The organism is Nocardioides sp. (assembly GCF_030150155.1).
Classification (GTDB): domain Bacteria; phylum Actinomycetota; class Actinomycetes; order Propionibacteriales; family Nocardioidaceae; genus Nocardioides.
In genome coordinates this window covers 1-11,417 of the sequence record NZ_JASLGR010000030.1, presented here as the reverse complement: position 1 = coordinate 11,417, position 11,417 = coordinate 1, and the positions used below count along the sequence as shown (strand labels likewise).

12 protein-coding genes are annotated in these 11,417 nt (G+C 69.4%); 2 read left to right on the top strand and 10 right to left on the bottom strand.

Going from position 1 to position 11,417, the window contains the following annotated elements:
- Positions 1 to 80 precede the first annotated feature (80 nt).
- Both Q1V88_RS08670 and Q1V88_RS08665 read left to right on the top strand, forming a co-directional pair.
- Complete coding sequence (locus tag Q1V88_RS08670; RefSeq protein ID WP_300680501.1) at positions 81 to 902, top strand: maleylpyruvate isomerase family mycothiol-dependent enzyme; 822 nt, start codon at positions 81 to 83, stop codon at positions 900 to 902.
- A gap of 9 nt (positions 903 to 911) precedes the next feature.
- Entirely contained in the window at positions 912 to 2,021 is a 1,110-nt protein-coding gene (locus Q1V88_RS08665; protein WP_300680500.1) for a GuaB3 family IMP dehydrogenase-related protein, read from the top strand.
- A gap of 52 nt (positions 2,022 to 2,073) precedes the next feature.
- On the opposite strand, the gene Q1V88_RS08660 is transcribed toward Q1V88_RS08665, so the two are convergent.
- From Q1V88_RS08660 to groEL, 10 genes are all read right to left on the bottom strand, one after another.
- Positions 2,074 to 2,391, bottom strand: a complete 318-nt coding sequence (locus Q1V88_RS08660) for a type II toxin-antitoxin system RelE/ParE family toxin (RefSeq protein WP_300680498.1) — start codon at positions 2,389 to 2,391, stop codon at positions 2,074 to 2,076.
- A gap of 7 nt (positions 2,392 to 2,398) precedes the next feature.
- On the bottom strand, positions 2,399 to 2,626 hold the full coding sequence (locus tag Q1V88_RS08655; protein ID WP_300680497.1) for a hypothetical protein: 228 nt from the start codon (positions 2,624 to 2,626) through the stop codon (positions 2,399 to 2,401).
- 35 nt (positions 2,627 to 2,661) lie between these two features.
- Entirely contained in the window at positions 2,662 to 3,033 is a 372-nt protein-coding gene (locus tag Q1V88_RS08650; RefSeq protein ID WP_300680496.1) for an RNA-binding S4 domain-containing protein, read from the bottom strand.
- Between the two features lie 61 nt (positions 3,034 to 3,094).
- On the bottom strand, positions 3,095 to 4,603 hold the full coding sequence (guaB, locus tag Q1V88_RS08645; RefSeq protein ID WP_300680495.1) for an IMP dehydrogenase: 1,509 nt from the start codon (positions 4,601 to 4,603) through the stop codon (positions 3,095 to 3,097).
- 69 nt (positions 4,604 to 4,672) lie between these two features.
- Positions 4,673 to 5,815: an LLM class flavin-dependent oxidoreductase gene (locus Q1V88_RS08640; protein ID WP_300680493.1), complete on the bottom strand. Its 1,143-nt coding sequence runs from the start codon at positions 5,813 to 5,815 to the stop codon at positions 4,673 to 4,675.
- A gap of 7 nt (positions 5,816 to 5,822) precedes the next feature.
- The gene (locus Q1V88_RS08635; RefSeq protein ID WP_300680491.1) at positions 5,823 to 6,788 is read right to left on the bottom strand and encodes a transporter substrate-binding domain-containing protein; all 966 of its coding nucleotides are present in this window, start codon (positions 6,786 to 6,788) and stop codon (positions 5,823 to 5,825) included.
- An 83-nt stretch (positions 6,789 to 6,871) separates the two neighbouring features.
- On the bottom strand, positions 6,872 to 7,639 hold the full coding sequence (locus Q1V88_RS08630) for an amino acid ABC transporter ATP-binding protein (protein WP_300680490.1): 768 nt from the start codon (positions 7,637 to 7,639) through the stop codon (positions 6,872 to 6,874).
- Complete coding sequence (locus Q1V88_RS08625) at positions 7,636 to 8,607, bottom strand: amino acid ABC transporter permease (RefSeq protein ID WP_300680488.1); 972 nt, start codon at positions 8,605 to 8,607, stop codon at positions 7,636 to 7,638. Before Q1V88_RS08625 ends, Q1V88_RS08630 begins: the two co-directional genes overlap by 4 nt.
- A gap of 35 nt (positions 8,608 to 8,642) precedes the next feature.
- The gene (locus Q1V88_RS08620) at positions 8,643 to 10,052 is read right to left on the bottom strand and encodes an MFS transporter (RefSeq protein WP_300680487.1); all 1,410 of its coding nucleotides are present in this window, start codon (positions 10,050 to 10,052) and stop codon (positions 8,643 to 8,645) included.
- Positions 10,053 to 10,266: 214 nt separating this feature from the next.
- A partial coding sequence (groEL, locus tag Q1V88_RS08615) for a chaperonin GroEL (RefSeq protein ID WP_300680485.1) occupies positions 10,267 to 11,417 on the bottom strand: 1,151 nt, incomplete at its 5' end.

The following is an 11,417-nucleotide window of genomic DNA, read 5'->3' as shown; positions in this document are numbered from 1 at the left end:
GATTTGTAGAACGTGTTCTCGTTGTCAATGGTCCTGAGCGATCGCCCCTGTCCGGCGCGAGTGTGACCTAGGGTGCGTGCATGAGCAGCGACACCGAGGTCCTGAGCACGTACGTCGACACCTGGCGCTCCAGCGCCGCCGAGGTCAGCGCCCTGCTGCGCGACCTCGACGCCGCGGAGTGGGACCTGCCCACCGCCCTGCCGGGCTGGGACGTCCGGGCGGTGGCCGCCCACCTCGCCCACCTGGAGTCCGAGCTGGCCGGGATCCCCCAGCCCGAGGTCGTGGTGGCACCGGCGCCGCACATCACCGGCCCGATGAGCGAGTTCACCGAGCGCGGCCCGATCGCCCGGCGCGGCTGGGCGCCGTCGCAGATCGTCGACGAGCTCGACCACGCGGTCGCGCTGCGCTCGGCAGCACTGACCGCCGACCCGCCGCAGGACCCCGACGCGCTGGCGCCCGGGTTCGCCGGCCTGATCGGCTGGACGTGGCGCACGCTGCTGTCGAACCGACCGCTCGACCTGTGGATGCACGAGCAGGACATCCGCCGTGCGACAGGGCGGCCCGGCGGGCTGACCAGCGCCGGGGCACGTCACACCGCCGCCGTCGTGGCCGCCTCGCTGCCGTTCGTCGTCGGCAAGCGGGCCCAGGCACCGATCGGATCGACGGTGGCGCTGGAGGTCACCGGAGCGCTGCCGGCGACGTACGCCGTCACCGTCGGCGAGGACGGTCGCGCCCGGCCCACCGAGGCGGTCGCGGAGCCGACCGCGAGGATCACCCTCGACTTCGGCGACTGGATCGCGCTGGCCGGTGGCCGTGTCGCCGGGGACGCGGTGCCCGCGGTCGTGCAGGGCGACGCCGACCTCGCCGAACGCGCCCTCAGGTCGATGGCCGTCACCCCGTAGACTCAGGGCGTGACTGAGATCGAGATCGGCAAGGCGAAGCGCGCTCGGCGCGCCTATGGGTTCGACGACGTAGCGATCGTCCCGAGCCGGCGCACCCGTGACACCGAGGAGGTCAGCGTCGACTGGCAGATCGACGCCTACCGGTTCGAGCTGCCGATCCTGGCCGCGCCGATGGACTCGGTGATGTCGCCGGCCACCGCGATCGCGCTGGGCAAGCTCGGCGGCCTCGGGGTGCTCAACCTCGAGGGCCTCTGGACGCGGTACGACGACCCCGAGCCGATCCTCGCCGAGCTGGCCGAGCTCACCGGGCCCGAGGCCACCAAGCGGATGCAGGCGGTCTACTCCGAGCCGATCAAGGCCGAGCTGATCGGCCAGCGCCTGGCCGAGATCCGTGCTGCCGGGGTGACCGTCGCCGGTGCCCTGAGCCCGCAGCACACCAAGGAGTTCGCCAAGACGGTCGTCGACGCCGGCGTCGACATGTTCGTCATCCGCGGCACCACCGTCTCGGCCGAGCACGTCTCCTCGCAGAGCGAGCCGCTCAACCTCAAGGACTTCATCTACGAGCTGGACGTCCCCGTCATCGTCGGTGGCTGCGCCACCTACCAGGCCGCCCTCCACCTGATGCGCACCGGTGCCGCCGGTGTCCTGGTCGGCTTCGGTGGCGGCGCCGCCCACACCACCCGCACCGTGCTCGGCGTCGCGGTCCCGATGGCCTCGGCCGTCGCCGACGTCGCCGCCGCCCGCCGCGACTACCTCGACGAGTCCGGCGGCCGCTACGTCCACGTCATCGCCGACGGCTCGATCGGCACCTCGGGCGACCTCGCCAAGGCGATCGCCTGCGGCGCCGACGCCGTCATGGTCGGCAGCCCGTTCGCCCGCGCCACCGACGCCCCCGGCCGTGGCTTCCACTGGGGCTCGGAGGCGCACCACGCCGCCCTCCCCCGCGGCCTGCGCGTCGAGTTCGACCAGGTCGGCTCCCTGGAGGAGATCCTGTTCGGGCCCTCCTACATGGCCGACGGCACGATGAACCTGATCGGCGCCCTCAAGCGCGCGATGGCGACCACGGGCTACACCGAGCTCAAGGAGTTCCAGCGCATCGAGGTCGTCGTCAACACGTGACGCACCCGCCGGCCTAGCCGGACCAGCAGACGCAGCATCGAGGGAGACGGACTCAGTCCGTCTCCCTCAGGGTCTCTCCGATGTCTCGACTGGTGTGGAGCAGGCGCAGAAGCCTCACAGCCTCCGTGCCAGAAGCAAAGATCACGACATACGGGAACCCCTCGATCCGCCGTGATCGGATCCCGGGAATGCCGGCGACGTCGCCGTAGTGACGAGATCCCAGACCAGGTCTCGCCCCGACCGATCTCACGGCGCGTTCCACCTCGTTGACCAACCGCTCCGCCAGTTCGGGGTTCACCTCGCGGGCGTACCACTGCACGGCGTCCCGCAGATCGCACCCGAACGCCCCCGAACGATCGACCCGGGTCATCGGCGAGTCACCGGTGGATGCTGGCCCGAATCTCGTCGAACCACGCTGCGTCCGCCTCGCCTTCGACCGGCGACGCCAGGCCCTCGGCGATCAGCGCCCGGAAGCGCATCGTCTCCTGATCCCGGCGAATCAGATCACGGACGTACTCACTGCTGGTCTGGTAGGCCGAGGAACTGACACGCTGATCGACGTAGGCCTTCAGCTCCGCCGGCAGCGACACGTTCATCGATGACATAGGTCGATGCTACGCCGCGATGACAAACCTTGCCATCAGTCGAACTCGCCGTTGCGGAGCCGGTCGAGCAGCCGCCGGTCACGCTTCGTCGGCCGACCGGCCCCCCGCTCGCGCTCGAACGTCACGACGCGTTCGGGCTTCGGCGGCAGGGCCGGCGTGCGGTCGTCGTACGCCGCCTGGGCCAGCGGCGCCCCGACGCGCTTCACCAACAGTTGGCGCACCACCACGATGTGCTCACGGTCGGTGAAGACGCGGACCTCGTCGCCGACCTTGACCGGCTGGGCGGGCTTGGCGCGATCGCCGTTGATCCTGATGTGACCGGCCTTCGCGCTCGCGGTGGCCTGCGAGCGCGACTTGTACAGGCGCACCGCCCAGCACCAGGCGTCGACGCGGGTCGTTCCAGTCATGACGACATCATGCCGTGTCCACCTCCGGAGGCGGACACGGCATGATGATCGGACGGGTGCGTCAGGCGGAGTAGTTCGGCGCCTCGACGGTGACCTGGATGTCGTGCGGGTGGGACTCCTTGAGGGAGGCCGAGGTGATCCGCATGAAGCGGCCCTTGTCCTGCAGCTCGGCCACGGTGCGGGCACCGACGTAGAACATGGTCTGGTGCAAGCCGCCGACGAGCTGGTGGGCCACGGTGGACAGCGAGCCCTTGAACGGCACCTGGCCCTCGACACCCTCGGGGACGATCATGTCGTCGCTGGTGACCTCGGCCTGGAAGTAGCGGTCCTTGGAGTAGGACTTCTTGCCGCGGCTGCTCATCGCACCCATCGAGCCCATCCCGCGGTAGGCCTTGAACTGCTTGCCGTTCATCAGGATCAGGTCACCGGGGGCCTCGGCGGTGCCGGCCAGCATCGAGCCGAGCATGACGGTGTCGGCACCGGCGACCAGGGCCTTGCCGATCTCGCCGGAGTAGCGCAGACCACCGTCGGCGATCACCGGGATGCCGGCGGGCTTGCAGGCCAGGGACGCCTCGTAGACGGCCGAGATCTGCGGGACGCCGACACCGGTCACGACGCGGGTGGTGCAGATCGAGCCCGGGCCGACACCGACCTTGACCGCGTCGGCACCGGCGTCGACGAAGGACTGGGCGCCCTCCTTGGTCGCGACGTTGCCGCCGATGACCTGGACGTGCTTGGTGGCCGGGTCGGTCTTGAGCCGCTTGACCATGTCGATCAGCATCCGCACGTTGCCGTGCGCGGTGTCGGCGACGAGGACGTCGACACCGGCCTCGATCAGGGTGGTGGCGCGCTCCCAGGCGTCGCCGAAGTAGCCGATCGCGGCACCCACGAGGAGGCGGCCGTCGGCGTCGTACGAGGCGTTCGGGAACTGCTCGCCCTTGACGAAGTCCTTGACCGTGATCAGGCCGGCCAGGGTGCCGTCGGCGTCGATCAGCGGGAGCCGCTCGAGCTTGTGCTGGCGCAGCAGCGCGGTGGCCGCGTCGCGGTCGATGCCGGCCGGAGCGGTGATCAGCGGAGCGTGGGTCATCACCTCGTCGACCTTGGTGGTGCCCCACTCGGCGACCGGGGTGAAGCGCAGGTCGCGGTTGGTGATGATGCCGATCAGCTTGTTGCCGGCGTCGACGACCGGGAAGCCGGAGATGCGGTACTCCCCGGCGAGCTTGTCGAGCTCTTCCAGGGTCGCGTCGGCACCGATGGTGACCGGGTTGGAGATGATGCCGGTCTGGGTCCGCTTGACCAGGTCCACCTGGTAGGCCTGGTCGGCGATCGACAGGTTGCGGTGCAGCACACCGAGGCCGCCCTGGCGGGCCATCGCGATGGCCATCCGGGACTCGGTGACGGTGTCCATCGCGGCGCTGACCAGCGGGACCTTCAGCGAGATCTCACGGGTGAGCCGACTGGTGGTGTCGATCTCGTCGGGGGCCAGGTCCGAATAGCCGGGCAGCAGGAGAACATCGTCGTAGGTCAGACCGAGAGTTGCGAACTTCGCTGGCACGTCGTTGATCTCCATGACGGGATTCTAGAGCGGTCACGGGAGTGTTAACGAACCGACGGTGATGTGGCCCGCCCCACCCCACCGTCAGCGTGGCGCCGCCGCCTTCTCGACCTCGGCGGCGGCGTCGGGCACGGCGCGACCGTAGGCGGCCGGGCGGGCGCCGTACGGGTCCTGATCGCCCCACAGCGTGGTCGGTGCCGCCGAACGGACGACGGGGATCACCTCGGCCGCGACGCGCTCCAGCATGTGCAGCTGCTGCTCGTGAGGAAGGACGGTGGGGAGGCTGAAGGACTGGAGGTCGTGGCCGTAGGCGTCGTGGAACCACAGGATCTTCTCCGCGACCTGAGCCGGACTGCCGACCAGGACAGGTCCGCGCTCGATCGCGTCCTCGATCGACCCGAAGGTGAACTCGTTGCCGGGCGTGTGATTGCCCGGCTGGTTGAAGAACTCCACGATCCGCTCGTACGTCGGCCCGAACGCCTCCCTCGCCTCCTGGGTCGTGTCGGCGACGTAGAGGAACCCGGCGCCCGCTCCCACGTAGGAGAACCGCGGGTCGTGCCCGTGCTCGACGTACTCGCGGCGGTACCGATCGATCAGCACCGTGTAGTTGTCCCGGGGCTGGATCGCGTTGGCACTGAACAGCGGGTCCCCCCAACGCGCGGCCAGGCTCGCCGACGTCGTCGTGGTGGCCGATCCGTGCCACACCCGGGGCGCCCCGGCATAGGGCCGCGGCTGGGCGGTGACCTCGGTCAGTGGCGGGCGCACCGTCCCCGACCAGGTCACCTCCCGCTCGCGCCAGAGTCGGCGGAGCAGCTCGTACTTCTCCTCCAGCGCAGCCCACTGGGTGCCGGCCTCGATCCCGAACATCGGCAGCTGCTTGAGCTCGTTGCCCTTGCCGATGACCAGCTCGACCCGCCCCCGGGAGAGCTGGTCGACGGTGGCGTAGTCCTCGGCGACCCGCAGTGGGTCGAGGATCGAGAGCACGGTGACACCCGACTGGATCCGCACCCGCGTGGTGGTCGCGGCGATGGCTCCGAGTAGCACCGTGACCCCGCTGGAGATCACGTGGCCGGCATGGCGCTCTCCGATGGCGACGGCGTCGAGCCCGAACTGCTCGGCGTACCGCGCCGAGGTGAGCGCCTGATGGAGCCGTTCGTCGGTGCTGACCTCACGCCCGGTCACCGGGTTCACGAAGTGCGGCAGGATGTCGAGGAGCTGGAACCTCATCGCTGCCTCAGAACGCCGGTGTGGGGTTGAGCGAGGACCGGGTCAGCTTGATGTCACCGACGCTCCACTTAGCGAAGATCTTGTCGTAGTCGCCGTCGGCGATCAGCTTGTTGACCGCGTCGACCAGGATCGGGCCCAGCGCCGAGCCCTTCGCCACCACGAACCCCACCTCGGTGAGGCTGAGCTCGCCGAGGTAGGTCAGCCCGGCCTGGTGGTCGACCAGGTACTTCAGGCTCAGCGTCGGGCCGAAGAACAGGTCGACCTTGCGGTTCTTCAGGCTGAGCAGGATGGTCGCGTTGTCCTTGTAGTAGGAGACCTTGTACGGCGCCTTGCCGGCCTTCGCGCACTCGGATGCGTGGGTCTCCAGGATCTGCTGGAAGCTCGAACCCGGGCTCGTCGCGATCGTCCTGCCGCACAGGTCGGTGACGCTGGTGACCTTGTCGATACCGGAGCCCTGCGCCGTGACGAACGACTGACCGTCCTTGAGGTAGGTCGCGAAGTCGACCACCTTGAGCCGCTCCGAGGTGACCGCGAAGTTGCCCTCGCCGACGTCGTACTTGCCGTTCTGGGTACCAGGGACGATCGTCTCGAAGCTGCCGAACTCAACCTTCGGCGTCACGCCGAGCACCTTGGCCACGGCGTCGCGCAGATCGACGTCGAGCCCGATCTGGTCACCGGCGTCGTTGGTCCCACCGTGGGGCAGGAACGCGGTGCCGGTCGCCTCCGTGGTGCCGAAGGAGAGTGACCCCGAGGTGAGCACGCCGGCCGGCAGCCGGTCGTGCAGGGCCGTGTCGGTCTGGATCGAGGAGACCACGTCGGAGGTCGGGATCGCGTCCTGCTTCGTCGTCGTGGTGCCACCGACCTTCTTGTCAGCAGCCGACAGGGCGTCGTTGCTGCTCCCACAGGCGGACAGGGCGAGGGTGGCGGCGAGGGTCAGGGCAGCCAACGGTGCGACGGGCTTGAGGAGCTTCACGGTGGTCCTTACTGAGGATGGCGGGAGTGATGGCAGCGGAGGGTTGAGCAGGGGTTGGCCGAGCAGGGGTTCGGGAGGTCCGGTCACAGCACGGCGGACAGGAATGCGCGAGCGCGATCGTTCTGGGGGTCGTCCAGGACCACCTCAGGCGGGCCGGCCTCGACGATCCGACCGCCGTCGAGAAAGACGACCTGGTCGGCGACCTCCCGAGCGAAGCCGATCTCGTGGGTGACCACGATCATGGTGAGACCGTCGCGGGCCAGGTCGCGGATGACGGCGAGGACCTCTCCGACCATCTCCGGGTCGAGCGCACTGGTCGGCTCGTCGAAGAGCAGGAGCTGCGGCGAGACTGCTACCGCACGGGCGATCGCGACCCGCTGCTGCTGGCCGCCGGAGAGCTGACGCGGGTAGGAGCCCTCGCGGCCGGCCAGGCCGACCCGGGCCAGCAGCTCGCTCCCCCGGACCTCGGCCTCCTTGCGCCGTACGCCGGCGGCGAGCTGCCCCTCGACGATGTTCTCCAAGGCGGTGCGGTGGCCGAAGAGGTTGAACTGCTGGAAGACCATGCCGATCCGTGAGCGTTGGCGGGTCAGCTCGCGCTCGGGCAGCTCCCGCAGGTGCGACCCGTCGCGACGGAAGCCGATCAGCTCGCCGCCGACCTCGATGAAGCCGTGGTCGGGTCGCTCCAGATGGTTGACGCAGCGCAGCAGGGTCGACTTGCCCGAGCCCGAGGGGCCGAGCAGGACGGTGACCGATCCGCGGGCCACGTCCAGATCGATCCCGTCGAGCACCCGGTGCGCACCGAAGTGCTTGCCCAGGTTGCGGATCCTGACCAGGGGCGCGGTCGCACTCATGCCAGGCCTCCGACCTGGGTCCGACCGAGCGGAGAGAGACGTCGCCAGGTGCTGCGCCACACGCCGCCACCCGAGGCGTCGACGGTGCCTCCGCGCCCCCGAGCGAAGTGGCGCTCGATGTAGAACTGACCGATCGAGAGCACCGTGGTGATGACGACGTACCAGATCGTGGCGACGATCAGGAGCGGGATGATCAGGTAGTTCTGGTTGTAGATCAGCTGGACGGAGTACAGCAGGTCCTGCACCGCGATCACGCTGACGATCGAGGTCGCCTTGGCGATGCCGATGATCATGTTGCCGCTGGCTGGGATGATCGCAGGCATCGCCTGCGGGAAGACCACGCGCCAGAAGATCCGACGGCGCCCCATCCCGAGCGACTTGGCGGCCTCGGTCTGCCCGTGGTCGACGGAGAGGAGGCCGCCGCGGACGATCTCGGCCGAGAACGCGGCGATGTCGAAGGTGAGCCCGACGAAGGCTGCCATCAGCCCGGTGAAGAGGTGGGCGGTGTCGACGCTGGCGAACGTCTTCACCCCCGGGATGGAGAGCGAGAGGGTGGGATAGAGCGAGGCGAGCTGGAACCAGAAGAGCAGCTGGACCAGCGGCGGCACCGAGCGGAAGAGCCAGACGTAGCCGAAGCTCACGCTGACCAGCACCGGGTTGCCCGAGAGCCGCATCGCCGCCAGTCCGATCCCGAGGACGTAGCCGACCACGACGGTGGCCGCGGTGAGCCACAGCGTCAGCACTAGGCCGTCGAGGATCGAGGGGCGGAACAGGAAGTGACCGACCACGTCCCACTGGAAACGCGGATTGGTCACCATCGACCACAGTGCCCCCGCCACCAGCAGCAGTACGACCGCAGCCGAGATCCACTGTCCGGGTCGGCGCCGGCTGACCAGGCGAGCCTCGATCAGCTCGTCATCGCCTGCGCGCACGTGCAGAGCCACAGGCTCCCGAACGGTCGTCGTCATGCTTCCTCCTCAGAATGTGTAGTTACTTTATGGACTTAATCATCACTGGCGAGACGCCTGTCCAGATGGCGAGATGCGGCGATCGCCAGTGCAACCGCCTCGAGGCCTGCACAAAGCCAGAGGGCCGGAGCCAGCCGCAGTCCCGACAGCCCGGCATCGGCCCCGCCTGCATGCAGCGCGATCCCGGTCACGGCAGCGATCGCGACCGTCGCACTGAGGCGTTGGGCCAACTGCAGGAACCCGGCCGCCACCCCACGGGACGGCTCCGGGGCATGCATCAACGTCGCGGCACGGTTCGGTGAGTCCACGCAGCCACCCGTGAGCCCGGCCAGCACGTTGACCCCCGCCAGGAGACAGATCGCGGCTCCCGCCGACCGGCCCTGAAGAACGAGCGCGAGCAGCATCGTCAACACCACCTGCCCCACCAGGGCCACGGTGATGACCCGGGGCCCCCATCGCTCCACCGCACGCCAGCTCCGACCGGACGCGAGCGCGAAGGCCACCGCGTTCGGCACCGCAAGCAGGGCCACCACCAGAGGCCGGACCCCCAGGTCACCGAGCAGGTAGAGCGCCACCAGCGCCGTCTCGGCCAGTTGGGCGCCGAACCAGAACGTCGAGACCAGCGTGCCCTGGACGAATCCGGGCGCCGCCGCCAAGGCCGGCGGAACGATCACCGACGCCGGATCACGACGCCCTGCACTCCGCTCGCGAGCCACGAAGGCAGCCGCCGCACCCGCCGCGCCAGCGAAGGCCGCAGCGACCTGCCAGCCACGCAGGCCGACAGGCACGAACGGGGCCAGCAAACACAGCGTCAGGGTCGCCAGCAGCGCCAGCCCCGGAAGGTCGAGCCGCACCCTCGGCCGATGCCCGACCGGTCGTCCGCCGTCTGGCGACACCACCGATGACGGCGCAGCCGGCAACAGCCGCACCCCCACCAGAGCCGTCACCACGGCCAACGGGGCCGACATCACCAGGACCGCACGCCACCCCAGGCTGGGCGGCAGGACGGTGATCAGCACGGCCCCGACGAGTGGCCCGAGCACACCCGCAACGCCCGCCATGACGCCGTACGCCGCCAAGGCCCGCAGTCGCCGAGTACCGCCGAACAGATCCTGGATCAGACCGAGCACCTGCGAGCTGATGATGCCGCCGCCGACGCCCTGGAGCAGTCGCGCGGCGATGATCACCCCGACCTCGGACGCAGCGCCCGAGATCAGGCCGCCCACCCCGAAGACCGCCACACCCGCGACCAGGAGAGCCCGTCTGCCGCGCAGGTCACCGAACCGACCCGCCGGCACCAGCGCCAGCCCGAAGGCCAGCGAGTAGGCCGCCAACAGCCAGGGCAGCTCTCCACGGGTGGCACCGAGATCGCGCGCCATCGCCGTCGCTGCTAGATTGATCATGGACTGGTCGAGCAGCGTGGTGAAGCCCGCCGCCAGGCACACCCCGAGCGCCAGGGAGGACGGCGAGAGCCGACTCCGGCCGGGACCGCCGACCTGCCGACGCGGTCGGGACGACGAGAGCGTGACCATAAAGGCCACAAGATCAATCGATTTAAGGTTATTCCGTTGATGTCACCCAGAAGGTGATGTCACCCGGAAATGGCCATCGGCCCCCTTCCCTGTGCGGGGAAGGGGGCCGATGTCAGCGTTGCTGAGGTCAGTGACCGTGGCCGTGGCCGTGGCCGCCGGCGGGAGCCGGCTCCTCGTCCTCGGGCTTGTCGACGACCAGGGTCTCCGTGGTGAGCAGGAGGCCCGCGATCGAGACGGCGTTGACCAGCGCGGAGCGGGTCACCTTGACCGGGTCGATGACACCCTGGGCGACGAGGTCGGTGTACTCGCCGGTCGCGGCGTTGTAGCCGAAGCTGTCACCGCCCCGAACGCCTTCCTCACGCACCTTGGTGGTCACGACGTAGCCGTTCTCGCCACCGTTCTCGGCGATCCAGCGCAGCGGCTCGTCGGCGGCCTTGCGCACGATGCGCACGCCGATCGCCTCCTCACCGGTCAGGCCGAGGTCGTCGTTCAGGACGGAGACCGCGTGGATGAGAGCGGAGCCGCCACCGGCGACGATGCCCTCCTCGATCGCGGCGCGCGTCGCGGAGACGGCGTCCTCGATCCGGTGCTTCTTCTCCTTCAGCTCGACCTCGGTCGCAGCGCCTACCTTGATCACGCACACGCCGCCGGCCAGCTTGGCCAGCCGCTCCTGCAGCTTCTCGCGGTCCCAGTCCGAGTCCGAGTTCTCGATCTCGGCCTTGATCTGCTTGATCCGGTCGGCCACCTCGGCGGCTTCGCCGGCGCCGTCCACCAGCGTGGTGTCGTCCTTGGTGACGACCACGCGGCGCGCGGTGCCCAGGACCTCGAGGCCGACCTGGTCGAGCTTGAGGCCGACCTCGGGAGCGACGACCTGGCCGCCGGTGAGGACAGCGATGTCCTGCATCATCGCCTTGCGGCGGTCACCGAAGGCCGGGCTCTTCACCGCGACGGCGTTGAAGGTGCCGCGGATCTTGTTGACGACCAGGGTGGAGAGCGCCTCGCCCTCGACGTCCTCGGCGAGCACGACCAGCGGCTTGCCGGCCGCGATGACCTTCTCCAGCAGCGGCAGCAGGTCGGCGATCGCGGAGATCTTGCCCTGGTGCAGCAGGATGTAGGGGTCGTCGAGGACGGCCTCCATCGACTCCGGGTCGGTCACGAAGTACGGCGACAGGTAACCCTTGTCGAACTGCATGCCCTCGGTGAACTCCAGCTCGGTGCCCATGGTGTTGGACTCCTCGACCGTGATCACGCCGTCCTTGCCGACCTTGTCGAAGGACT